General features: G+C 46.2%; 17 protein-coding genes and 1 tRNA gene. 9 read left to right on the top strand and 9 right to left on the bottom strand.

The genetic code is table 11. The features are described from left to right. Nucleotides 1-80: 80 nt before the first annotated feature. Nucleotides 81-1889: a CHASE2 domain-containing protein gene (locus QUA01_RS12625; RefSeq protein ID WP_333086903.1), complete on the bottom strand. Its 1809-nt coding sequence runs from the start codon at nt 1887-1889 to the stop codon at nt 81-83. Nucleotides 1890-2429: 540 nt separating this feature from the next. After that, nucleotides 2430-3536 carry a FecR family protein gene (locus QUA01_RS12620; RefSeq protein WP_333086902.1) on the bottom strand — a complete coding sequence of 369 codons (1107 nt, stop codon included), beginning with the start codon at nt 3534-3536 and terminating at the stop codon, nt 2430-2432. Between the two features lie 455 nt (nt 3537-3991). Here QUA01_RS12620 and QUA01_RS12615 point away from each other — a divergent pair, with 455 nt between their 5' ends. Next, complete coding sequence (locus tag QUA01_RS12615; protein ID WP_333086900.1) at nt 3992-4177, top strand: hypothetical protein; 186 nt, start codon at nt 3992-3994, stop codon at nt 4175-4177. 18 nt (nt 4178-4195) lie between these two features. Beyond that, a complete protein-coding gene (petP, locus tag QUA01_RS12610) occupies nt 4196-4396 on the top strand; it encodes a cytochrome b6f subunit PetP (protein WP_194065781.1) in 201 nt (66 codons plus the stop codon). A 394-nt stretch (nt 4397-4790) separates the two neighbouring features. Here petP and QUA01_RS12605 read toward each other — a convergent pair whose 3' ends face one another. The 3 genes from QUA01_RS12605 to QUA01_RS12595 all read right to left on the bottom strand — a co-directional run bounded on the left by QUA01_RS12605 (nt 4791) and on the right by QUA01_RS12595 (nt 13299). Then, nucleotides 4791-6380, bottom strand: a complete 1590-nt coding sequence (locus tag QUA01_RS12605) for a glycoside hydrolase family 57 protein (RefSeq protein ID WP_194065779.1) — start codon at nt 6378-6380, stop codon at nt 4791-4793. Nucleotides 6381-6486: 106 nt separating this feature from the next. After that, a complete protein-coding gene (locus tag QUA01_RS12600; RefSeq protein WP_333086898.1) occupies nt 6487-9699 on the bottom strand; it encodes an EAL domain-containing protein in 3213 nt (1070 codons plus the stop codon). 321 nt (nt 9700-10020) lie between these two features. Beyond that, nucleotides 10021-13299: a PAS domain-containing sensor histidine kinase gene (locus QUA01_RS12595; RefSeq protein WP_333086897.1), complete on the bottom strand. Its 3279-nt coding sequence runs from the start codon at nt 13297-13299 to the stop codon at nt 10021-10023. A gap of 600 nt (nt 13300-13899) precedes the next feature. Here QUA01_RS12595 and gatB point away from each other — a divergent pair. The 7 genes from gatB to QUA01_RS12560 all read left to right on the top strand — a co-directional run bounded on the left by gatB (nt 13900) and on the right by QUA01_RS12560 (nt 20482). After that, nucleotides 13900-15396, top strand: a complete 1497-nt coding sequence (gene gatB / locus QUA01_RS12590) for an Asp-tRNA(Asn)/Glu-tRNA(Gln) amidotransferase subunit GatB (RefSeq protein WP_333086896.1) — start codon at nt 13900-13902, stop codon at nt 15394-15396. 502 nt (nt 15397-15898) lie between these two features. Then, the gene (locus QUA01_RS12585; RefSeq protein ID WP_333086895.1) at nt 15899-17065 is read left to right on the top strand and encodes a pentapeptide repeat-containing protein; all 1167 of its coding nucleotides are present in this window, start codon (nt 15899-15901) and stop codon (nt 17063-17065) included. A gap of 39 nt (nt 17066-17104) precedes the next feature. Beyond that, nucleotides 17105-17680 carry a Uma2 family endonuclease gene (locus QUA01_RS12580; RefSeq protein ID WP_333086894.1) on the top strand — a complete coding sequence of 192 codons (576 nt, stop codon included), beginning with the start codon at nt 17105-17107 and terminating at the stop codon, nt 17678-17680. An 81-nt stretch (nt 17681-17761) separates the two neighbouring features. Beyond that, nucleotides 17762-18400 (top strand): Uma2 family endonuclease, encoded by a 639-nt coding sequence (locus QUA01_RS12575; RefSeq protein WP_333086893.1) that lies wholly within the window; start codon nt 17762-17764, stop codon nt 18398-18400. Nucleotides 18401-18528: 128 nt separating this feature from the next. Next, nucleotides 18529-19722, top strand: a complete 1194-nt coding sequence (locus tag QUA01_RS12570) for a pentapeptide repeat-containing protein (protein ID WP_333086891.1) — start codon at nt 18529-18531, stop codon at nt 19720-19722. Between the two features lie 194 nt (nt 19723-19916). After that, the gene (locus tag QUA01_RS12565; RefSeq protein ID WP_333086890.1) at nt 19917-20120 is read left to right on the top strand and encodes a hypothetical protein; all 204 of its coding nucleotides are present in this window, start codon (nt 19917-19919) and stop codon (nt 20118-20120) included. A 119-nt stretch (nt 20121-20239) separates the two neighbouring features. Then, a complete protein-coding gene (locus QUA01_RS12560) occupies nt 20240-20482 on the top strand; it encodes a type II toxin-antitoxin system RelE family toxin (RefSeq protein WP_333086889.1) in 243 nt (80 codons plus the stop codon). A 135-nt stretch (nt 20483-20617) separates the two neighbouring features. Here QUA01_RS12560 and dpdE read toward each other — a convergent pair whose 3' ends face one another. The 4 genes from dpdE to QUA01_RS12540 all read right to left on the bottom strand — a co-directional run bounded on the left by dpdE (nt 20618) and on the right by QUA01_RS12540 (nt 26036). Continuing rightward, nucleotides 20618-23953 carry a protein DpdE gene (gene dpdE / locus QUA01_RS12555; RefSeq protein ID WP_333086888.1) on the bottom strand — a complete coding sequence of 1112 codons (3336 nt, stop codon included), beginning with the start codon at nt 23951-23953 and terminating at the stop codon, nt 20618-20620. A 138-nt stretch (nt 23954-24091) separates the two neighbouring features. After that, nucleotides 24092-24751, bottom strand: coding sequence for a glutathione S-transferase (locus tag QUA01_RS12550; protein WP_333086885.1), 660 nt, complete (start codon nt 24749-24751; stop codon nt 24092-24094). Nucleotides 24752-24962: 211 nt separating this feature from the next. After that, nucleotides 24963-25910: an oxygen-dependent tRNA uridine(34) hydroxylase TrhO gene (gene trhO, locus QUA01_RS12545; protein ID WP_333086884.1), complete on the bottom strand. Its 948-nt coding sequence runs from the start codon at nt 25908-25910 to the stop codon at nt 24963-24965. Between the two features lie 54 nt (nt 25911-25964). Continuing rightward, nucleotides 25965-26036: transfer RNA gene (locus tag QUA01_RS12540), tRNA-Gly, on the bottom strand. Nucleotides 26037-26100: the final 64 nt, after the last annotated feature.

The following is a 26100-nucleotide window of genomic DNA, read 5'->3' as shown; positions in this document are numbered from 1 at the left end:
GTTAAATCATTCCGATGCAACCGGAAACGATATGACTAATGACTAATAACCAATAACCAATAACCAATAACCAATAACTATTACTTTTCGCCCAAAATAGCATAAACCACAGTCTCTTCTTGTTTGCCCCGTAATTGAATCGATCCTACTTTTTGGCCTTCGTAGCGATCGCACACGTAATCAAAAGTCTTCCCCGTCACCAACAAATTAAAAGGACTGTCAGAAACAATTTGCTTATTCATCGCCTCCAATCTAGCGGCAACATTGACAGCATCGCCGATCACAGAATAATTCAAACGCCGGGAACCGCCAACGCTACCAGCAATTAACTGTCCGGTATGCAAACCTATGCCAAACTTAATTAAAGGTTTGCGTTCAATTCTCAGCTTCTGGTTAATTTCGTTCAGTTTTTCGTGCATGGCGATGCAAGCCGCAACTGCATTCAAAGCATCTTGTTGAATTGCGGGATATTCTGTTTGGCAAAAAGGCACTCCAAAAACTGCCATAATTGCATCGCCGATGTACTTATCGACAACGCCGCCGTGATCCATAATACAGTCAGTCATCGCTTCTAAATAATTGTTCAGCCAGGTGAGTAAATCCCGCGCGGGCATTTTTTCGGAAATCGAAGTAAAACTGCGAATATCCATAAACAGCACAGTTGCTGTAAGTTCTTGAGGTTCGAGTTCTCCTTGTTCAAATATCTCCGCTTTGCGCTTCCAAATAAGCTGAGCAGTTTCGGGGGCGACGTGCTTTTCAAACAACCTCATTAACTGCTGTTTTTCGTATTGTTCCCGCAGTTGCAAAGCAGTGCTTGATAATATTAAAGTGCCGATGGGTGCGGCAATGGGAATCCACCAAAAATAGTAGCTAAATAATACAGCAGCGGCGGCAATCCAAACGACAGGTAAACCGAGGGTGATCGCAATTCTCTCTTTAACACCTCGGTTGCACAGAACCAAAGCCGTCAGCGGCCCAATTCCCAACAATAAAAAAAATTCTAACAGTACCGGTAGCCGCTGCAGCAAGCGTCGATCGAGTAAATTGTCAATCAACGCCGCATATAAATAAACCCCAGCCGTAGTTTTGTTGAGAGGGGTAGATATCTGATCGACACCGGTAGCGACGACACCAACTAAGACTAATTTATTCGCGAAAGCATTTTCAGGAATTCTACCTTTTACAACATCAACAAAAGCGTAGGTTGGTAGATTTTTTGTTTTCCCTGGCCAGTTAATCCAGACTTTTTGGTCTTGCATATTTTCTGGCTGCGGTAGCAATACAGGATTTTGCGGGTTAGCAGCATTATACCTCTGAACCATTGCTAAACCGAAATTAGGAATAGATCCCAGAAACATTGTTGAATCGCGGCTAATGCCGTCGCTGTTGGCCTCGTGCATTATGTGTCCGACACCTGCGGCTACTGCTTTTAAAGATGCTACTGGTTCTTCTTTGGTGGTTCTCGGGAGTACAACTTTGCCATTGGCGGCGATCGCCTCCGCTAAAATATCATCTTTCGGACTCGGATCGAGAAAAAGAATGTCGAAGCCAATTGCTGTGGGGGGAGATTTTTTCAGCGCCTGCAGCAATTCGGCGTAGCGATTGCGCGGCCAAGGAAATTTACCGTATTCCTGCAAGCTTTGGGGTTCGATCGCAATTACGGCAATTCTCGAATCCCACCCTGGATTTGGCAAAATTCCCGATTCTCGAATTTCAAATAGTGTTTTGTATCCTAAATAGTCTAGGGGTTTCCACATTCCCAAGTGCAGCATTAGTACAGAAACTACGCCTGCTAAAGCACCTGTCATCCAGGGAGGATTTGTGATTATATATTGCCGGATGGCGATGGGTTGACGTTTGAAATGCTCAATCAGTTTTTTGAACTTCATGCAATTAATATAACACTATAATTGATATCAAATTATCTCTTTATCGGAATAGTAAATTCACTATTAACTGTTAACTGTTGACTGTTGACTGTTAACATTATGTATGAGTGCAACCGGAATTGATATGACATTCGCGTCCGAGGTTCGAGAAAATTTATGCTATTGAACTTTTACAATACCGCAAGCACAAAGCGCGGGTGCAAATTTTGTTTATTTTGACTGCACAGATTCACCGCTAAATGCTTCGTCTGTAAACGAAATTATCAAGCCAAGCGTCGCCGATTACCATAATAAAAAAGGTTAGTAATGCGGACTGAATTCCGCACTAATAACCAATTTTTGAACTGTAAATTTACCGGATACTATTCTATTTTGCGGACTCAAGTCCACACTACTAACCTTTTTCTGAACTGTAAATTTACCGGACACTATTCTATTTTGCGGACTCAAGTCCGCACTACTAACCTTTTTTCGCTCGGTCAATTGAGTTGAAACTGGTGTCATATCTCAGATCTAACTCCTTACAGCTAGATAGGCTGTTTAGGGCACTACAAGGATGTAATGCCGTTGTCTGACGGAGGGGGCTAGCACTACGATGTTGAGGCGGCGGCTGGGAGGTAAAACCCCTTGGATCTTGAACTTGCCGTCTCGATCGATCTTAATCGCTTCGTTATTGACATAAATTATGTCGATCGGGTTAATTTGACCGCTGAGGCGATAGATATTGCCACTGAGTCTGAACAAACTGCGGACTTGGAGTTCTGCTAGGTGAGGGCTTGTTGAGGTGGGCGCGGGAGGAGATTGACGGAAAATTGTCGTCGCGCTGCCGCCGTTGACAACGACTTCGGAGTCGGTGCTCCCGGATACTGCGACGGCACCTTCAATAGTTTCGACTGAGGTTTTGCCGTCGCTGACGCTGACTCCAAAGGAAGTGCCGCGGACTCCGGCCACGCCTTCGGGGGTTTCTACCCTGACAGGGGCGGTTCTGGCAGATTTTTTTTGTTGGGCAATTTGCATGGAGTTGCCGAGTCCGCTGAAGGTATTGAGGGCGGCAATTTGGTTCGGCGGGATAATTGTTGAGGTGTTGGCTGCGGGAGTTGTCGCATTTGTTTTGCTGACGGACAACCTGACTCGCCCCCTGCTGACAAAAATGGCTGTCTCTTTTTCGCCCTCTGCACTACCAGACAAATTGGATATTCTGACTGCAGTGTTTTGGGCAACTTCCACGATGCCGCCGTTGTTGTCGATCGCGATCCTGGCTGTGGAATCTGCGCCGGTGATGATTTCGTCTCCGGGTTCTGTGAGCCGATCGCCCGCGACTGCTGGTCTGCCCTTAAAGCTGACAGTACCGCGAATTTCAGTAATTTGGAGCGATCGTCGGGCCGCTGTTCCCTGAGCGTTGGTGGTTGCTGCTGGGGATGGATTCGCCCCCGATTCTGCCGGATTTTCTGGATATTTTGAGTCGCTCGGCTTTGCTGGCGGTCGAGGATCTGAGACAATTTTAGTAAAGTTTGACTGCTGTTTGAGGGATGGAGAGATCGGACTGGCGATCGCCCCGCTCCATGCCGGCAGACAGGCCAACACAGCCAAGGACAAACTTCTCAACGGAATTTTGCTCGATCGCCAGCACGTAAAAATTTTCTTCATAATTTCGATTTTGTCATTTTGAAGTTCCTACACTTCATTTCCTTTCTTAGACTCCCTACATCCGGCAATCGTTCCACTTTTTATTCTATCAAACAGCAGCCAAAATAAGCTTTCTCAGCATCAACTCTTACCATTAAATCTTCTGTTTATTGTGAAGTTTTAGTAAAGTTTTACAACGTGCCCGTTGACTAAACTCCGACCTTGGGGAAATTTTATCTGCCACACTCAAAGTCTTTTATAGCAAGAGTTTGCGCCGATGTCAAGGTTCATGGATGAGTATTTGTATATAACAAACATAAAATTTATTACTGCTAGTGAGTGCTTTTTGCATTCGGCCGGAAGGATGAATAATTGGGTAGAAATATTGTAATTGTGGGAGTTAATAAAAAAATATTTTTGCAAAGCGATAAAAAATAATGATCTGTAGCAGTGCGGCTGGGTCTGGCGAGTGAAGCTTGCTGCTGTGGAACCGTAGGTCGTCGGCGATCGCGATCGAGCAACTCGGACTAGAATACCGTCTTTTCGGAAAAGTTGGTCGAAATTTCGATCCAAAAATCGTCTGGGGCGATCGGTCTGCTGGTGTTGCTGTTCGATCGAGTCCGCCAAACTGTAAAATGGACGCTTGTATAGAGGTTATATAGAGCAGGAGAACAATTTCAGTGGCAATAGAAGTAGGTCAGAGAGTTAAGGTGCGCCGTCTCAGAGATCGGATACCTGCAAATATCGTGGGCAAGATCAAGGAAAATCCCGTCGGCACCGTTGACGGATTCAGAATGGTTGACGGCAGTGGAGTAGGCGTGATTGTGAAGTTTAACGGTTTTGCGACTTGGTTCTTTGAAGATGAGCTAGAACCGGTTTAGCAGAAGTCAAGCGTGAAGTTCGGCTTCCGCCGCCATGTACGGGATGTCAAGGATGTAACGGATGCTGAGGTTCGAGGTTCGAGAGAAGAAGGAAAATTTTTTCACACTCCCCTACTCCCTCACTCCCGTTCTCCTCTACTCCCGTTCTCTGACTGACAGTTACGGTAAATGTTAAGTAGCACGCTTGGGCGCGGACATAAAAACGTGCTATATTTTTATCCATAAAAAACCCGCGCTGGCGGGTTTTAATTTGTTGGGAATTGGCTGGAAGTAAGAGCGGACTGGTAAGGGCTGGGCGGGTTGATATCATTTGTCGATAATTATCAAATATCAGGCGCGAAGGAACCCCTACAAAACTTGAAATAATACCAGTCGGGTACTACCGGACTTGATATTAAAGCGATCGATAAACGCGATAGTTGATCTCAGGAAAAATGTTGTCAATCTCTTCGACCTTCTCCAACCAACCGGAATCGACTTTACCTTCTTTGACTTCATCGTACAGCTTGTGAAAGCGCATTAAATGCGATCGAGTCCGCCGCACCGCATAGGGAACCATCGTCCCAGTCCGCATGATAAAGGCCCAGTCAGACGATTGAGCTAACAGCACTTCCCGCGCGGCCTGGTTCAAAGCCCGATACTGCAATTCGTCCTCCGGTTCCATACTTCCCAACTCAATCATCCGTTCCGCAGCTTTGTGCAAGTGCGGGTAAATCCAAGCATTGGTATCGTTGAGCCAATACTCGTGAAAACCCCGGAAACCCCAACTCGACTGCGACGGACGGCAAACTTGCTGATTCGGATTTCCCCGCAAATAATCGGCTAAATGCGTCATCTCGTAGGTATTTTGGTCGTACCAACTCTTGCGGAACAAGTAATCTAAGAACCAAGGCCCTTCGTACCACCAGTGACCGAAAAGTTCCGCGTCGTAAGGCGATACAATAATCGGCGGGCGCTGCATGATGCCGTTGAGGTGTTCGACTTGCCGCTCGCGGTTGAAAGCAAAGTTGCTGGCGTGTTCGGCTGTTTTTTCCCGCGCCCAGTACGGATCGTATAACTGTTTGTCGCCTAAACCCAATCCGCGACCGGTGATTTTGTGATACTTAATCCCGGTGTTTTTGCGCTGGCCGTTGGGCATGATGTAGGGTTTGATGTAGTCGTATTCGGCTTCCCAACCCAAATCTTTGTAGAATTCTCGGTATTCGGCTGCGCCGGGATAGCCGACTTCGGAAGACCAAACCTGCTGCGATGATTCGTGATCTCGACCGAAGGCTGCTACTCCGCATTCGGTGAAAATTGGCGCGTAGCTACCGTAGCGGGGACGGGGGCGGGCGTAGAGAATGCCGTGACCGTCTGTGAGAAAGTAGCGGAGACCGGCATCGGCTAACATCCTCTCTAAGCCTTCGTAATAGGCGCATTCGGGCAGCCAAATACCTTTTGGTCGGCGGCCGAAGTTTTGTTCGTAGCTTTCGCAGGCTACTTGTATTTGCGCCCAAACTGCCTCGGGGTACATTTTCATCAGCGGTAAGTAGCCGTGGGTGGCCCCGCAGGTCATGATTTCGAGGTTGTTGCTGTCTTGGAATTTTTTGAAGGCTTTGACTAAATCTCGATCGCACTTTTCCCAATAATTGCGAACTTGAGAGAAGTGGGCGGCGTAATGTTCGCCTAAATATCGGAGATGACCGTTGCCGCTGTTGTGTTCAATTTCGAGATCCGCTAGTTCTTCGAGTTTCGCTAAGTGGTTGTCGAAGCGGTCTTGCAGTAATGGGTCGCGCAGCATCGCCACCAAGGGCGGTGTCATGCTCATGGTAATTTTAAAGTCTATGCCGTCGCGAAGCAGCCCCTCAAAGACTTGCAGCAGGGGAATGTAGGTTTCGGCGATCGCCTCAAACAGCCATTCTTCTTCTAAAACGTAGTCGCTTTCGGGGTGGCGGACAAAAGGCAGGTGGGCGTGGAGAACGAGGGCGAGGTAGCCAATAGTCATAGCGATTTCGATGCCGTAGTTATTAACTGACGCCAGTAGTTAGGGACAGCTTTAAAATATTTTAAGATTTTATGCTGAAATGGGACGCACAAAATGCCGTGTTTTTTTAATGACCTTTTTCTAAAAAACTCAATGTCAGCAAATCTTGAGTTTCGGCTTGCTGTCGGATCAGAATTGCTGCTGTTTGAGAGTCTACTGGCTTGGAAAAAAAGAATCCTTGGGCGAACTCGCATTTTAATCCTTTGAGTATAGATAGTTGCGAGGCTTCTTCGACTCCTTCGGCTACCACATCCATGCCCAAATTGTGCGACAAAGTAACGATCGACCGCACAATCTCTGTCGGGTCAATACTTCCTTTGCTTAGGTCGAACTCGCCTCCCATTCTGCTGACAAAAGATCGGTCTATTTTTAAGGTATTGGTGGGGAAGCGGTGCAGGTAGGACAGGGATGAATAGCCGGTGCCGAAGTCGTCGATGCAAAGGTGTATGTTTCTGGCTCTAAGCTGCACCAGCATTGCTGTTACTGAGTCGGAATTTTCTATGAGTACGCTTTCGGTAATTTCTAGTTTTAAACTGCTACCGTCGAGGTGACTTTCTTCGAGAACTAGATCGATATATTCGATTAAATCTGGCTGAGAAAACTGTTTGACTGAAAGGTTGACGTTGACGCTTAAGGGCGGGTTGTTTTGAAATAGTTGCTGCCACTGGCGGATTTGCTGGCAAGCTGTGCGTAGCACCCAACGGCCGAGGGCTACGATTAATCCGGTTTCTTCGGCGATGGGAATAAATTCAACTGGGGAAATTAAGCCGCGTTCTGGATGCTGCCAGCGCACTAGGGCCTCGAAACCGTTAATTGTGTTATTGGCGATGCTGACGATCGGCTGATAGTGAATGATAAACTGGGGGGCTGCGGATAAGGGAGGTAAGCCCGATCGCGTGCATGGATTACATTCTTGTTCTATGGCTTGGTCTCTAATTGATTCGATCGCCCGCCGCAAGTCATTTTCTAGCTGCAACAGTCGCAAAGCGTGGGCGTGCATGGAACTGTTAAAAACTTCGTGTCGGGCTCGGCCGAGTTTTTTGGCGCGGTACATGGCGGTGTCGGCGTCGCGCAGCAGGTTTGTCGTTTCCAGGTCTTCATCAGAACTCAAAGCAATGCCGATGCTGGCGGTGATAAATACTTCGTGTCCGTCTAGCAAAATCGGAGATGTGATTTGCTGTTGCAGGCGGTTGACAATGCTACTAGCTTCATTTACGCCGTCGATATCTTCCAGCAAAAGCACGAATTCGTCTCCCCCGATGCGGGCTACTGTATCTCCGGGCCTGAGACAAGCTTCTAGACGGCGGGCGATCGCCACTAGCAGTAGATCGCCGATGGCGTGGCCGAGGGAATCGTTGACGACTTTAAATCGGTCTAAATCTAGAAACAGCACGGCAAACAAGTAGTCTGTGCGCCTTTTTGCCAGCCTCACAGAGTGTTCTAGCCGATCGATAAATAGCGATCGGTTGGGTAATCCGGTGAGGGCGTCATGAAAAGCATCGTGCAGCAGTTGTTCTTCGGCGAGTTTGCGCTGAGTGATGTCGTGACAGTTGATCACGATTCCCTTGACAGCAGGATCGTGCAGCAAGTTGGTGGCTACAGCTTCTACATAACACCAAGAACCGTTGCGGTGGCGGACTCGATACTCAACTGGGGACTGGCTTCTTTTGGGGTTTTGAAGGGCTTTGTGGAGGGTTTGGGCGATCGTGGCGCAGTCGTCTGGGTGAACTGTCCCTAGGGCGCTGCGCCCGATCGCCTTATGGGGCGCGTATCCTAAAATTCGCTTCACCGAAGGGCTGATGTAGCGAAAGATTCCCTCGCCGTCAAGAATGATCGTGATGTCTGTAGCGTTTTCAATCAGCGATCGAAATCGCTGTTCGCTTTGTCGCAGCGCTGATTCGGCAAATTTCCGATCGCTGATATCGAGGGTTACTCCGTCTATAACTACGTCGCCGTTTTTGTTATGAGAAAATTTGGCGCTATCTTGCACCCACTTGGTTTCGCCGGAATTCAAGACAATCCGGTACTGGCGATCGTAGTGTTCTAGATTGTCACACGATGTTGCTACGCTGCCGTCAAACAAGGTTTTGTCGTCTGGATGAATGATTTCGGTCAATAGTTGCGGGCACGCCATGACTTCTGCAGGATCGAAGCCAGTAAGTTCGCGCACCCCTGGACTGATGTAGGGCATCGACATCTTGCCGTCTGGATGCAACACGGCGCGGTAGACTGAGCCGGGAATGTTGGCTGCCATCGTGGCTAGTTGCTGCTGAATGCCGCGGACTTCTGCTTCGGCGCGCTTGCGTTCTGCTAGTTCGGTTTGGGCCGTTTGGTAGAGTTCGGCTTGATGGATCGCGATCGCGCACTGATCGGCAATAGCTTTGACTAGCGACAGTTCTTCGGCATTCCAAGAGCGCGGTCGATCGCACTGATAGAGGCAAATTCCTCCTAAAAATGATTGCTGGTAGAGCAGCGGTGCGATCGCGATCGCGCGAAACCCTAAGAATTCGGCTGCTGCTTGCAGGGACGGGGCCAGACTCGATAACTCGGTGATCGTGATCGTTTCTCCGCGGCCGAGGGAGGAGCGATAGTATTGAGCAAATTCGCAATTTAGACCGATCGCCAGTTCTCTGCCGACTGCCTTTGAGCTCATGTAGCGAATCGCGATCCCGCCTGCGGTATCTGGCTGCAAAATCGCGCAGCCGCTAATTTCTAGAGCTTCATGCAGTTGATCTGCGGTGGTTTGCAGCACTTCGTCGAGTACGAGGGTGCAGCGCATGGCTTGAACGATGCGGTTGACGATCGCCTCGCGAGTCGCTTGACGCTGAATTTGGGCGATCGCCTCTTGCTGCTGGCGGCGCATTTTGTATTCTTGGAGCGATCGTTCTAATACTGTTGGCAACCTAAACAGACGCCCTTTTAATACATAATCGGTCATGCCGGCTTTGATGCACTCAACTGCCGCTTCTTCTCCCAAACTTCCCGTTACTAAAATAAATGGTATGTCTTGCCCCAATTCCTGCATTAACTTCAACACTTCTAAACCGTTGAATTCCGGGAGGCGGTAATCTGACAGCACAGCATCGTAATTGCTATTTTGGAGCATTTGTCTGCACTCTGCTGCTGTTTCTGCTGTATCGAAATTAAAATTAACTCCGCCCGCTTCTAAGGCTACTTCTATTAATTCTATATCTTCTGCCATGTCTTCTATTATCAACAATTTTAATGTTGATTCGGCTACCATTTTAAGTAAAGAATCGGTCGAGTTTCTATTTAACATACAGTTTTTCGTAATCTTTAAATGGTGTTTTTTTTGCTATATGTCATTTCTGAAATTTACTTTCATTGAGCTTTCTAAATTTTTAAGTTATTTTTGGGACGATTTATTATCTATTCTCAAGACCTTGATTTCGCACCTGCCACTGAGGGATTGCCGAACCGACTGTGACTTATTAAACTGCATGATAGTTTTCAATTCAGAATTAAAAACTACTATAGCGGTTCTCAAAAAAGTGAGATATGCCCTATGCCCTTCCTATGCCCTATGCCCTATACCGGATAGTACCTCCTATGAAAGCTCGAAAGGCTATATCCCGATCGCTCAGGAATCTAGATTAGCATTTGAGATTGTCGGCCCTAGTTTAAAGTAAAACGTGGCTCCTTGACTGGGTAAGCTTTGAACCCAAATCGTGCCGCCGTGGCGGTGAATAATCCGCTGGACGATCGCCAAACCTATGCCAGTACCTTCAAATTCTCTCTGGGAGTGCAGCCGCTGAAAGGCTCCAAACAGCCGATCGGCATATTCCATCGAAAAACCTACCCCGTTATCCTTGACAAAAATAGTTCCGTCAGGTAAAGCATCAATCACTATTATAGCCGGAGTGCGTCCGCGGCTGAACTTGACAGCGTTGTCGATCAAGTTGCTGAACACCTGTTGCAGCAAGGTGGGATCTCCCATCACCCCCGGCAAATCTCCCACGGTAAATTCAACTTTGCTGTCGGGATTTTCGGCGGGATCTGCCGCAGTTCGGGGTTTACTCAATTTAATCGCAGTTTGCACCAACCGGGCAAGATCGATCGGAATTTTGATTAAATCAGTCCGCCCCACCCGCGAAAGAGCCAGCAAACCATCAATCAACAAGCTCATTTTTTGGCTGCTGTCCTCAATTATTTCGATGTAATGAACAATTTTAGGATCGTTCAAAACCTCAGTTGATATTAAGCGCTGTTTCAAAGCATTAACAAAACCTGAAATGTGGCGCAAAGGAGCGCGGAGGTCGTGGGAAACCGAGTAGCCAAAAGATTCTAATTCTTGATTAGCAACCTCTAATTGCTCCGTGCGTTCCGACAAAGCTTGTTTCGTCTGGATCAACTCAGTGACATTGCGAGCCGTGCCAATTAAAGCATAAACTTCGCCGTCAAGATTCCTGAGAGGAATTTTAAAAGTGTCGAAATAAACAGCATCACCAGCAACCACAAAATTTTCCTGAAAATGAATCGTCTGGCCAGATACAAATACTTGCATATTTTCCAAGTAAAATTGTTCTGCAAGTTGGCTTGGATAGCATTCATAAATAGTTTTGCCCTGCATCTGTTGCCTGCTGTCGAATCCGCAAAATTCGACAAAAGGCCAGTTGACAAAAGAGAAGCGCATATTCTCACGTTCTACCACAAAAATAAGATCGGGTAAAGAATCAAAAAAAGTCTCTAATTCGGCTGTACGCAGGGCTACTTGAGCTTCTAAAGTTTCGTTGAGCTGCTGGAGTTCTGCTTCGGCTCGCTTGCGATCGCTGATATCTTGACCGATACCGATCAACCTGCCGTCGGAGAGGCGAACATTTGCCCAAGTCGTGTCGATAATTCGCCCATCTCTAACTTTCGTTTGGAAGTCGCCCCACTTCTGAGTTGCTGCTTGAATGAAGTCGAAAACGTATTTGCGGTATTCCGGCTCAGGATAAAATTCTGCCAACATATCGCGGTTTTTGGTTTCTGCAAAACTCCAGCCGAGCACTTGTTCCCAGTGGCGGTTTACCCAGCATAATTCACCCTGGGCATCTAAGAATGTCAGCATGACTGGAACGTTCTCGAAGATTGTTTGCAGCAATTCGTTTTGCTGTTTTAAGGATTCTTCGGCCCTTTTGCGATCGGTAATGTCGAGTACGGAACCGATTACTTGCTTCATTTTTCCATCGGGAGTTCTTTTGAAGATAGTCGATCGATCGTGAACCCAGCGCCATTCTCCATTTTTGTGTTTTATCCTGTAGTCGATGTCATCGGTTTCGTGGGGGTTGGTACTGTTTTCTAGCCGCTGCATACCTACAATTAACTTGGGCATATCCTCCGGGTAAATCAAGCTAGAGATTGCTTCTGAACCCCTGTCTTGCAATTCTTGGGGACTGTAGCCCAACATCGCTGTGACTGCCGCATTTGCATAGATATTTTGCTGTGCTTCTGTGTCGTAAATGTACAGGAAGTTGGGGATGGTTTTAATGATGCTTTCTAAAAGTTCTTGTTGTTTCTCCAGCTCTAATTCGGCTTGTTTGCGCTCGGTTAAGTCCAGCACAAAACTCACTCCTAATTCCTGCGAACCTTCTAACAATGCAGAGCCTAGCAGCACCGGAACGCGGCTACCGTCGGCTCGGATGTATTCTTTTTCAAAAGGGGTATTTGTGTTGTTAGCTGCCAGTTCTGCAATTTTTTCTTCATCGAGGCTGCGGTACTCTGGCGGTGTCATTGTTTGCCAGCCAATTTTTTGGGAAAATAAATCGTCTCGCGTGTACCCTACCAAGTTTAAAAAAGCCTGATTCGCATCGGTGATCTCGCCGTTAATGTTCCAAAATATTATGCCGATCATGTTAGAATCAACTACGCGCCTAAATCGAGATTCGCTTTGGCGCAACTGGGCTTCGACTTGTTTGATTTCTGTGATGTCGCGGGTAATCGCCAAAACAGTTTCTACTGAATTGTCCTCAGCAAATTCTGGAATGATTCGACACTGATAGTATATTGTCCCGTTGGAAGTGGGGAAATCAAATTCGATAGTTTCTTGTTTGCCGACGCGGAAAACTTTGACACAGGCTTCGTCCCACAGGTTGCAAATATCGGGGGAAATTCCTAATTCTTTGTTACTTTTGCCGATAAATTCTGAGGGGGGTTTGGCGGTGGCTCGTTCAATTTCTTGGTTGACATAAAGGTGGCGCAGTTGTCGGTCGAACCGCGCTATGATATCGGTAGAATTTTCGGCAAGCGTGCTAAATTCCTGTTCGCGCTGGTGAAGTTCTTCTTGAGTGCGGTGTTGTTCGGTTATGTCTCTAGCAAAAGATAGAATTGAAACTAATGTTCCCGATTCATCAATGAGTGCAGAATTGTACCATTCGCAGTAAATTACCGAGCCATCTTTAGTATAGTTGCGGTTGCGGCAAACGGTGCGGGTTTCTTTGTTCTGTAACAGTTGATGTGTGACGGCGGACACCATATCGAAGTCTTCTGGATAAACTATTGACCATTCGTGCCAATATTTGCCGATTACTTCTGCTGCACTCCAGCCAAATATTTGTTCGGCCACTGGCGACCACCGCACTACTCGACCTTCACTGTCCCACTCTATAACTGCTAATGGCGAGTTTTCTAAGTGAAATTCCCGCCGCGAGTTGGCTTTTTTTATTTTAGTTTGAAGTTGCTGGCGCAGTTGCTTGGCTTGGGCAAATCGCTCGCCGATCTTTTCTGCGTTTGCTTGGTCGGCTTTGGCTATCTGAGCAATCGTTTCTGCTGTTTGTTTTTCGAGTTCTTCCCAAGCGATTTTGAGGGCAGATTCTGCCTGTTCTAGCTCACTGATGCTGTTCTGAAACTGTGCGGTACTTTCTACAGGGATTTCATGCATAGTTTTGATTGTTAGGCAAGTGTTTGTTTAAAAAAGTTAATATAGTTGAAAAATTAAAACCTAAAAATAGGCAATTGCTGGTTAAATTATACATTTAAAATCTTTGATTGGTGCGCGGAATCGGTGGTTGGAGGCGGGAGGCTCTATGGCCTTTCTCAAAAAGGTGAGAAGTCAGTCGATTTTAGATTGAGGGATTGAGGGATTGGGGAATCTATCGATTTTAGATTTTAGATACTTCGGCTTCGCTGGCTCACAAGTTTTAGATTTTAGATTGGGGAATTGGGGGATTCGGGAATTGGGGCGATCGATATCTCATATCAGAGCTCCAATTGCTATATTCTCGCACAGGGTTGGGGTTTGGGGGCGAGCGCGAAGCTGTAGTAGGGCGTTGGCGCTGCCGATCGCACGGCGGTTAGAAACCCGGTTCACACAAATAAAACCCATCCCAAGCGGGCCCAAGAGGCGGTTGCAACCGATATTTTTTGCCAGCACTGCCGGTGTTCAGTGAAAACCGTCCCTAGCCTACAAAGAATCTCAAGTCAGTTTGGCAAATAAAAAGTTAAAATATAATCTAAAGTTATTCATTTTTTTAGGTCGCCTATGACTGCTGCAGCACCCTCTTCGATCAAAAACCAAACTCAGTACGAAGCCATTATCGGTCTCGAAACTCACTGTCAATTGAGCACGAATACTAAGATTTTCTCCAGTTCTTCTACAGAATTTGGCAATGCCCCAAATACTAATATTGACCCAATTTGTATGGGAATGCCGGGAGTATTGCCAGTATTAAATCAAAAAGTGTTGGAGTATGCGGTGAAAGCTGGTCTGGCTCTCAACTGCGAAATTGCACCTTACAGTAAGTTTGACCGAAAGCAATATTTCTATCCCGATTTGCCGAAAAATTATCAAATTTCTCAGTTCGATTTGCCGATCGCTACTAACGGTTCGATAGAAATTGAACTGGTGGACGAGGCGGGCAATTCTACTAGAAAAAAAATCGGCATTACTCGGTTGCACATGGAGGAAGATGCAGGCAAATTGGTTCACGGCGGCAGCGATCGGCTCAGCGGTTCTACCTATTCAATGGTGGATTACAACCGGGCCGGCGTGCCTCTAATCGAAATTGTTTCGGAACCGGATTTGCGCTCGGGCGCGGAAGCTGCCGAATACGGTCAAGAAATACGCCGGATCGTCCGCTATATCGGTGTTGGCGACGGGAATATGCAGGAAGGTTCGCTCCGCTGCGATGTGAATATTTCGGTGCGCCCGGTTGGGAGAAAAGAGTTCGGCACCAAGGTCGAAATTAAAAATATGAACTCTTTTAATGCGATCGAACGGGCGATCGATTACGAGATTGAGCGGCAAACTCAAGCTATCGAAAATGGCGAAACTATCATCCAAGAAACGCGGCTGTGGGATGAAAACAAGCAGTGTACTTTCAGTATGCGGATTAAGGAAGGTGCGAGCGATTACCGGTATTTCCCGGAACCGGATTTGCCTCCGATCGAAGTTTCAGCCGATCAATTGCAGGATTGGAAAGCTCAACTGCCGGAATTGCCGGCCGAAAAGCGACACCGCTACGAAACTCAACTAGGTCTTTCTCCCTACGACGCGCGGGTTTTGACTGACGACAAAGCGGTGGCGGAGTATTTTGAAAAAACGATCGCCGCCGGTGCTGTTGCTAAACAAGCTGCTAATTGGGTGATGGGCGATATTACTGCTTATCTGAAAAATGAGAAACTGGCGATCGCAGAAATTCCTTTTCAACCGCAGGATTTGACCGAACTGCTGGCGCTAATTGATGCTGGCACGATCAGCGGCAAAATTGCTAAGGATATTTTGCCGGAGTTGCTAGCAAGCGGCGGTTCGCCGACTAAGTTGGTTGAGAGTAAGGGTTTGATTCAAATTTCGGATACTGGGGCGATCGATCGGGCAATAGATGCAGTTTTGGCCGCCAATCCCAAGGAGCTCGAACAGTACCGGGCTGGCAAAACTAAGCTGTTGGGCTTTTTTGTCGGTAAGGTGATGAAGGAAACGGGCGGCCGGGCAGATCCGAAATTGACTAATGAGTTGCTTGCGACCAAGCTTAACGGCTGAAGTCAAGGCCGCCGTTAAGGGGATTGTGTAGCGGACGCGCGCGCAGGGCGATCGGTTTTTCCCGATCCCGCCGCGCGATCGCCGATCCCGCTGCATGATAACTTTATAATTAATACACATTCTTTTACCATATCTTCATGCTTGGGGGTGTCACCCCTCATCCTGGTAATGTTATATTGTGTTATGTAGATGCACCCTGATGGCAGAGAGAGTTACTTAGGTAACTCTCTCTTTTTTTGTCTTTTTTGTCTTTTTTGGCGATCGGGGATGTATAACTCGTTTGTAGTGCGGACTTCAGTTTGTTTCCCGGCCCAAAAGCCAAGTCGGGACTGCGAACCTTTTTTGTCCAGAAGAGCGATCGTCCTTCGCCGCCAACCCTTCGGCTGCGCGGAGACTGAACTCTACCAAAATTTAGAAAAAGTCGCTTTTCGGGCCAACTGTCAACGGTGGAGCGCTTTAAGTAGATTAATATCAATTTGAGTTATTAAGTAATTTTGACAGTATGAGCGAACAAGCTACCGAGCTAATCAAGCAGGGGATTTCGCAGTATCAGGCGCGCCAATTTGAGGCGGCGCTGGATTCTTGGCAGGAAGCGCTGGCGCTGTATCGGGAAGTTGACGATCGCCGCCGAGCGGGTGCGGCGCTTGGTAATATGGGCGTAGCTTACGAAGCGCTCTTGAATTACGATCGGGCGATCGACTGTTACCAGCAGCATTTGGTGTTGGCGCGGGAAATTGGCGATCTCCGGGGCGAAGCAAATGCTTTGGGAAATTTGGGGAATGCTTGCTGTGCTCTGTCTGATTTTTCTGGTGCTATTGATTACCAGAAACAGCGTTTGGCGATCGCGCGGGAAACGGGCGACTTTCGATCTGAGTTGGAAGCTTTGGAAAATTGGGCGCTGGCTTGCGATGCTAATGGCGATTTACCTGGTGCGATCGAGTGTTATCAGCAGCAGTTGTCGATCGCGCGCGCCCACAACGACGATCGCGTTGAGCGCAGTGCTCTCAAGAATTTGAAACTCGCTTATAAGCATTTAGCAGATTACCAGAAAGCCGACGAGTACCGACAGCAGCAATTGGCGATCGTGCGGCAACTGTTTTTAACTGATAAAAATAATAGTTTTCTACAACTTGCAGAAACAGTTGGTTTGAATCCCGTCGAGGATTTTGCCGGAGCTGATTTAAGCGGTTTTGACTTGCACTACGCTGATTTTAACGGTGCGGATTTGCGCGAAACCAACCTCCAAGGCGCAGATTTAACCTTAGCCGATCTCAGCGGTGCATTGCTGAGCGCTGCACTTTTAATTGATGCTAATTTGTGCAATGCTAATTTGCGGGATGCTGAACTCAGCAGCGCCAATTTAAGCGGTGCTGATTTGCGGACAAAGCTACCGCGGGCGAATTTGAGCGGTGCTGATTTAAACGGCGCTAATTTGAGCAGCGCTTATTTACCGAATGCGATTTTAGTAAATGCAAATTTAACAGATGCTAATTTAAAAAATTCTGATTTGAGCGGCGTAGATTTGAGCGGTGCTGATTTAAACGGTGCTGATTTGAGCCGCGCTGAATTAAAAAATGCGGTAGTAAAAAACACGAAGTTTTCTGGTTGTTTGGGGCTTTCGGAAGCCGTGAAAGTTGAGTTGAGAACCAGGGGCGGAATTTTCGAGTAAAATGGGATTTTTGGTAATTCTAGAGGGTAATTCAAAGCTATGACTGCCGTAACTGCCAAACGATTCTCCATCGCCGAATATCACCGTTTGGCAGAACTGGGGTTTTTTGAGTCTGATAACCGATTTGAATTGATTCGCGGGGAAATTATTAAAAAAGCTAAAAAAACTACGTTTCACTCGGCTTGTAACTCGCTATTGCTGGGAGAGTTGTGCATGATGATGGCAAAAAGTGCCTGCGTGCGCGGCCAAGAACCGATTATCTTGTCTGATGATAACGAACCGGAACCTGATGTGGTGATTGCGCGCCATCGTTCCGATAGTTATTTATCTTCTCACCCAAAAAGTGCTGATATTTTGTTGGTGGTTGAGGTTTCTGATTCGACTTTGAAGTACGCTCGCAGAACTAAGCTATCTCTCTACGCTGAATCGGGAATTTCTGATTATTGGATATTTAATTTGGTAGATATTCAACTGGAAACCTACAGCGAACCTTATCAGAAACAAACAGGTAGTTTCGATTATCGAGTCAAACGAGTGGTTTTACCGAATGAGTTTGTGGTAATTCCCGGTTTTCCAGAGTTGTCTCTGGATTTATCTGCGGTATTTCCCGGCTAGGCTTCCTGCGATGATATAATGCAAAAGTGCGATGGCTGCTTCCTTAGCTTGCGCCTGCGAACTCTTCACCAAAGTAGCACTATGACCGCTCAAACTCTCGCCCCGCCCCAACAAATTGTCCAGCTATCGGGTATCAGTTGGCAAACCTACGAAAATTTGCTTGCCGAAATTGGCGATCGGCAAATTCGACTGACATACAATCGCGGCAATCTTGAAATTATGGTACCATCCCCAGAGCACGAACGTTTCAAAGAAGTATTGGGTCGATTTGTGGAGACCTTAGCTGAAGAATTAGATGTAAAAATTGAACCTCTTGGTTCTACCACATTTAAGCGTCCTGAACTTAGCGGTGCAGAACCGGATAAATGTTTTTACATCCAAAATCTGAGTGCAATTAAAGGCAAAAAAAGAATCGACATGGATCGAGATCCGCCACCGGATTTAGTGGTGGAAATTGATATTACCAGCCGTTCGGAAAATAGCTTGCAGGTTTATGCGGATTTGGGAGTGCCGGAAGTTTGGATTTATAATGGAACGCGGCTCAGAATCAACAGATTTGAAAATGGAGAATACGTTGATTGCGAGATCAGTTTAGCATTTCCCAGCTTGCCGATATTAGAGATAGTGAGATTTTTGGAACAAGCAGAAACAATGGATTATTTGGAATTAATTAAAGCATTTCGGACTTGGGTAAAAAGCCAAATTCAGGCAAACCAATGACTTGCCGATCGAATCAAACAAAATTTACAATTTAAACCCGCGAGAAAAATCTGTGTTGCGATCGATTAGAGATGATAAACTAATTTAAATATCAATTACAATCTGGCAGAGCCAGCACTTTTCCCGATATGCGATCGCTAGAGTCTCACAACAAATACCCAGATTGTTTGTGGATGCAATTAGAAGCAATTCCCGTGCGCTCCGTTGCAGTCCAAACCGAGCAGATCCACATTCACTTGAGCCTCAATTTTAACGAACATTGGGAACCCCTGCTAGGCGGTCGCGTCAAATTTGGCTTGCAAAGCGGAACGCTCAAGCTCAATCTGGAAAACTGCGAAATTCCCGTAGCATCGCGTCAGTTAGTAGGTGATTTCATGCTGTCGCCAATTCAAAGCAGCACAGAAGTTTTATTTACGGAAAATCCGGCGGTAGTTCTAGAAAGCGAAACTGCGGAAAAAACCAAAGAAAATCCTGGCACTTTGTGTCATGTTTCCACCCTAGGCGACGATACAACGCCTGCTTGGTTTTTTGCATTGGAGCGCGCTGATTCTGTATTAAAAGGCTTGCTAAAAAGTGTTAGAATAGCAGAATTGACAGCCCAACCATTGCGAATTGCTGCGGCTTTTGAAGTTGCAAAAGAAGATATTTATATCACAGATGCGGAGGGTTTGTGGCCGCACGATATTACGCCAAACCAACATTCGGTTTTAGAAAGAATTTTGACTGTATATTTGCAAGCAAATAAACTCCAACCTGCTCTCAGTTGGGCGCTATTGTCCTACAATTTGCCTGCGGTGGAACAGCCAGAGGTGGAAATTTTCCCGGAAGCTGAAGCTAAATTGCAAGAAATGGTCGATCGCATCATCTCTGCTGAAACCGACAATTTTACAGAGTTGGCAAAAATCGCCAATCTCAATCCAGCACGAGATTTCGCGGGCGCTAACTTGCGCGGAACTACTTTGAATACAGTTGATTTTAGCAGTGCAAAGCTCCAGGGAACAAACTTCCGAGGTGCAAACCTCAGCGATGCCGATTTCAGCGATGCCAACCTGCAAAATGCCAAATTCGGCGGTGCAGATTTGAGCGGCGCTTTCTTAGGAAATGCCGATTTGAGCCGCGCCGATTTGTACCGCGCCAGTCTGGCTTTAGCAAACCTCAGCGGTGCCGATTTGAGCCGCGCCAATTTGCTCGAAGTGAACTTAACAAATACTAATTTCAGCGGTACGAATGTCGAGTCAGCAAGGTTTGGGAATAACTCAGGACTTGCGGAGGATGTGAAGTTGAATTTACAGCAGGGGGGAGCGATTTTTGAGGATGTTTAGTTCCTAAGTGCGAGAAGCCTTTCATCCATCCGCATCCCTCGTGGCACGGGCATCCCGCCTGTGCGATGGCTTCAAAAAAATCCCGTGAAGCGTAGCTATCCCGTAGGGAATCGACCATCATCAAACCTTGTAAAAAAAATCCTAGTTAAAATAGAACCATCATTTCCTATCAACTCATCTCCACATAAAAGTATATGAAGATAGAAGATTATCCACTTGCCCAAAAATTGATATTAGATGCTGAAGGCAACATTAGTCAAGTCATTCTAGATTATACCGACTATAAGTATTTATTAGAAGCTATCGAAGATAGAGGACTTCTGTTAGCTATGCGGGAAGTAAAAAATGAAAAGCCGTTAAATTTAGGGGAAGCACTTGCAGAACTGGAAACAGAATGAAAGTAGAATATCTGCCCAGTTTTTTGAAGGATTTATATCATTTCCGGTAACACCGGAATGATGTTGACTGTTGACTGTTGACTGTTGACTCGAATTTATTATTCCGATAAAGAGAGGATTTGATTTTAAAAGCTCTTAAAAGTACGCCTGCTTTTGTGCAAATCAAGGAATTTGCTTTTGTGGAAATTGCCAATGTTAATGATTTACAGACAATAGTTAACTTAAAAAAATTGAAAGGCGATGATAATGCGGATCGGTTTCGGGTTGGCGACTATCGAATAGGTTTTTATTTTGATGGCGAAACAGTTACTTTTGTAAGAGTTCTTCACCAGAAAGATATTTATCGCTACTTTCCACCCTAAAGCTGTTTTCAAGAAACAATTTGATTCAATAAAGATCGATCGCCCTTTTATCCCTATCCGTCCATCCTAGCACGGGCAAGATACCCGTGCTTCCGAATCAGGTCAAAAAGAGCGATCGCACTCCACCCAAACAAGCTATCCTTCTTCCTTCTCCTTAACAGGCGCGCGCCCAGAAATTACAATAAATCCCACCGACTCAAGGGTCATCTGCGGGCGGCGAATTCCCGCTAAAACCGCTTCACTCAACGCACTTTCGGTACTGATTTCATCACCCAAAACCGATTCTAAAAGTTGTTCCGATTTAGAAAGTCGATTCAATCGCAATTGCAATTGATTCACCCGGTTTTTGAGTTGGATTGCAGCACTGACAGCAGAATTATTGCACATTTTCACAAAAGCCTCGCGCCCTCGCAGCAATTCCTCGGATACCACCCGGCTTTTTTGACAAAAATCATCCCATTCCAACGGATCGACAAAACTGTCAATCAGCGAAGTACGATTTTTAGACAAATTATAATCCCGATCCGGGCCGCCTTTGCCTTTATAACCCCGCTGCAAAATCTGCAGAACTTCCGCATCTTCCACCAGAGACATCTGCTCGCTGCGAGCGTCTACAAACACAGTTTCAAAAGTTGGGATAAACAGAGCATCAGCGCGCCGCTGCAAAGCTTTCAAGTTGTAATTGTCGATGCTTTGTGCTTGCAAAACTAGAGCCGCAGGTTCCACATCAGTCTGGATAGAATAATTAAATTGGAAGCCGAACCACTCCATCCCTTCCGCAGCATCCCAACTTTGATCGTGCCGCCACATCGCAAAAGCTTGACCCCGATCGTCCCAGCGAATGTAAGAGCCAAGCGCATCGATCAATCCTTCTCCGATGCGGTAAAGAACGACATCGTTATTTTGATGAGCAATGCGGCGATTGTAACTACCGTACTGCTGACAATAAGGAATCAATCGAGTTCTCAAATCATTTGAAGGAATCAAGGTTTTTTGAGTGGGTTGATAGCGCATCAACCCTGATACTGTCGGATGTTCGATTTGTTTGAAGTGGAGAGCTTGACAAAGCCAACCTTCCGTCGCCCGCTGCATTTCTTTATGGCGGTCGTCGCAGTTTTCGAGGGATTCAAAATACTGAGATGCGCTGTCTTCTAGAGTGTCAATTTCATCGAGAACGTACTGTTCGTCGATTTTTGTTTTCTCTTGGGCGATTTGATTTTTGATTGATTCAATTTCGCTTGACAAGCCCTTTGCTCCCTCAGCAAACAACTTTGCTTCAAGTTCTAGCTGTTTTTGTTTGGCATAAAACTGAAGGCTGGCGATCGATTTGTTGAAGATATCGAAGCCGTCTTTTAAGACTTGAAACCAAGCTTCGTGGGGACTTTCTGGCAGATCCGGGCCTGCAAACAAACAAAATTGTACTCCCATTTTGCTGCCAATGCGATCGACTCTGCCGAGTCTTTGTTCTAGCTGGTTGGGAAACCACGGTAAATCGAAGTGAATTAACCAATCGGTTATTTGCAGGTTTACGCCTGTTTCTGCCGATCGATCGCAGACTAAGATAAAACAATGCGGCTCAGTCTTAAACCGATGCAGACTAGCCTCAACATCATCCGCAGACTTGCCGCTATCGTGGCTGGCGATCGCCTTTTTACCAAATATTTTAGCTAAGTTTTCCGCAATCTCTTGACAAGTTGCCGTAAAACTGGTAAAAATTACAATCTTCGGGAAACGCTCGCCCGGAATTGGCCGTTTAATTTGCTGTTGAATTCTCGATAGCAAATCGCGAGAATTGTTGTGATACTCGCGCGGAACCTTCAAAGCAACTGCCAGAAATCGGAGAATGGCGATTCGTAACAAACTGAGTCGATCGAGTCCTTCCTGGGGCTTTTCCAGGGTATTGAGCAAGGTTTCCAGCATTTCCCTTTCTTCGGGAAACAGCGCTGTTTTGGTCAAAATTGCCGTGTCATTTTGTCCGAAGTCGCGATCGAGTTCTGGAGTCGATTTTTTCTGCAAACGAGCTTTGACAACCCGTTCTAAAACACTCAGCCAAGTACCAGAAGCGCGGAAAAACAGCAGAAAAATTCTCTGATATTCGCTCGACTTGGGAGCGACTGTGCGCCATTTATCGAGTACGGTTTGAATTTCCGACCACTGTTCATCATTCAGATCGTACTCAGTTTTGGGGACAGCATCTCGATCGAAAATCACATCTTCCACCGCATCCCGGCGGTTGCGAAGGATGCGGCGGTGGAGGCGGTAGGTATTGCTAACGTGAGTGCGAATAGTTCGGACAAGGCGAGATTGTTCGGCAGTTTCTGCGGTTTTCAAACAAGTTTCTAACTCGTGGATCAATCCCAGCAAATAATCATCTTTCGCAAACAGAGTGCGGAGTTGAGCTATTTTTGTTTGCAAAACAGCAGGCTTTGCTGTTTCTCGGAAATCTAGCAAGGCGCGACCGATTTCCTGACGGTTCTCCACTCTTTCTTTGAAATTTTCTAGGTCATCTAGACGGTAAGTAGTCGGGTCTAGCAAGTGCAGCATCGTGAGAAAATCTTGCTCGTGACCGATAACTGGCGTTGCAGATAATAACAATAAGTTATGGCTTTTTTGAGCGAGTTGCTGACATAGTTCAAAGGATTGTTGCTGATTGCGATCGCCCGAATTAGCCATTGCGGCCAGTTCCTGCGCTTCATCCACAATCAGAAAATCCAGGTTGGCGTTGCGGCTAATTTGATTGATTTCGCTAATAGCAACAAGCTGCACTCGGTCAGCAAAATGAGACAAATAGAATTTATTTTCTAACTCTTGTCGCCACTGTTCGAGCAAATATTTGGGAACCAGCACTACAGCGCGTCCGTTGGGATCGTCGAGTAGGAATTGGCGGAGAATTGTCCCGGCTTCTACGGTTTTCCCGAGTCCTGCTTCGTCTGCTAACAAATAGCGCACGATCGGGTCTTCTAGGACGCGCCGGACGACTTCAACTTGGTGCGGATAGAGCTCTATGTTAGCAGAAATTAATCCGGTCATGCCGCGGCTGACGGCGCGCTGTTCGATCGCAGATTGCACAAATGCCAATCGGCGATCGTGAAAATACGGTGTTTCTTGGCCTTTGACTGCTAAAATATCGATCGGATCGGCGATCGGGATATTGCAGCGGACGTAAAGTTCGGTTTCGACAGCTTGCAAACTTTGGCTGTCGGGGAGGTCAATTTCGTATTCTAATTTATCTTCATCCCAATCATAAATTCGCCCGATTATCCACCTTTCCTGAGTGTTACTCCAGAGGTAGCAGCGGGTTTGTCGCTGAAGTCTAGCTTCTTGTAGCAAACCCAACGCTATAGTTTTGCGGAAGCGGTTTTTTACTGAGCAAAAATATTCAATTACGGCATCGGTAGACGATACCTCGACAACTTTTCCGATTCCCAAATCGTTTTTGGGCGATCGAACTAACGAACCAACATCAATCATAATTTCAGCCTGACAATACTCACTAGAATACACTAACGCCTGAGCGACAAAAATAACATTAGTTTAGGTTCGCAGTCAGGACTTTAGTCCTCTCTTGGATGCGGACTAAAGTCCTCACTACAAACGGTTGATAGGTAATTACGATCGCCCAAAAACAACGCCGGCATTGCCAGATTCCCATTTCGGGTATTTGTGCATAATACTAGCGTAGATTTCCGAGTCTGTAAAGGCGGCTAACCAAGCTTCTAGCTGATACCAAGGCTGTTCGTTGAACCAATTTTTATCGGTATGAGCGAATTGACGAACAAAAGGTGCGATCGCGCGATCGGCCAATGCTACATTATTACCATACAAATATTTAGTTGCGTTTAACTTTGCATTGAGTTTTTCCAGATATACAGCAGCTTCATCTCGATGTACTTTAGCCTCAACATCAGCATAACGTTCCGGGTATTTATAGCGGTCGAGATGATATTTAAAACCACTATCAAATTCAGCAATTAATGCTAGCATTTTTGCAACAGTACCTTGTTCTGGAATCAACCATTTTTCAGGATCGTGTTGTTCTAATGCCCACAACATGATATCAATACTTTCATCCAGTACCCGCCCGTCAACATCAATCAATATCGGTACAGTACCCTTGGGCGATACATCTAACATTTCTTGTGGCTTGTCTCGCAAAACAACTTCCCGCAACTCGCACACCCGATTGCTAACCATCAGCGCCAAGCGCGCGCGCATAGCATAGGGACAGCGGCGGAAAGAATACAAAATTGGGTATATTATTACTGACATATTATTTGTTTAGTCGATCGCGCGATCGGGTTTTTCGGAGCAGAAACCGGGTTTCTTTCGAGATTTCACGCCACCAAACCTAATTTCTGGTAGAAACCAGGTTTCTTGGAGAAACTACAGGAGTCAGAAACCGGGTTTCTTTCGAGATTTTACGCCACCAAACCTGATTTTTCAGAGAAACCCGGTTTCTTTGAGAAACGCGATCGTACTATTAATCTATCCCATTATCAACTTTTTCCTTAACATCATAGCGCGCGCCAATATGTGTTTGGTTGCGGCGTTTAGCAAGCTCAATCTGACGCTGCCGCTCGAATAAAGCTTGTTTTTTGGTTTCAGTTTTCGAGTCATGACAATGAGGACAACTTACACCAACTACAAATAATTCAGAAGCTTTATCTTCCTGACTAATTGGGTGACGACAACCGCGACAAAGTTCGTAGTTACCAGGCTTTAACTCATGAACAACAGAAACCCGTTCATCAAAGACAAAACATTCACCTTCCCAACGACTTTCTGCTGCGGGCACTGTTTCCAAATATTTTAAAATTCCGCCTTCGAGATGATAAACTTCATTAAAACCTTGAGAACGCAAAAAAGCAGTAGATTTTTCGCAGCGAATACCGCCAGTGCAAAACATTGCTACCTTGGGTTTATCGCGCAAAGCAGCTTCTTTGAGCGCCCATGCTGGCAAATCGGAAAAGCTTTTTGTTTGGGGATTAATAGCGCCTGCAAAAGTACCCATAGATACCTCGAAGTCGTTGCGTACATCAACTACCACCACATCAGGATCGTCAAGTAGCTGATTCCACTCATCGGGTTTGACATATTTGCCAGCCATGAGAGATGGATTAATATCAGGTATTCCCATCGTGACGATTTCGCGTTTTAAGCGGATTTTTAGGCGGTAAAACGGTGCTTTTTCGGAAAAAGATTCTTTGTGAACCAAATCAGCAAAACGTGCGTCACAGCGCAAGAATGCGAGGACTGCGCGCACGCCTTCTGACGAACCGGCGATCGTCCCGTTGATGCCTTCTGCAGCCAACAAGATAGTGCCTTTGACGTTGTGGTGGTTGCAACAATCGAGTAGCGGTGCTTTGAGGTCGGCAAAATCCGATAGTTCAACGAACTTATATAATGCAGCGGTTAAGAATTTAGCCATAAATTGAATCGATCGCACTAATTAATTTTCATAGTTCTATGAAAATTCAGTTAAAGCGGGCGGTGGGGCTCGAACCCACGACGTCCAGCATGGGAAGCTGACATTCTACCACTGAATTACGCCCGCGTTTAGTCTATTTTACCTGCTTTTACTTTTGAGTTATTGCGGTCAAAAATGACTAGAAAAACAT

This window comes from Microcoleus sp. S36a_B3, assembly GCF_036700745.1.
In the GTDB taxonomy this organism is placed as follows: domain Bacteria; phylum Cyanobacteriota; class Cyanobacteriia; order Cyanobacteriales; family Microcoleaceae; genus Microcoleus.
The sequence above is the reverse complement of the archived record's forward strand: the minus strand, read 5'-3'. Positions and strand labels throughout refer to the sequence as shown.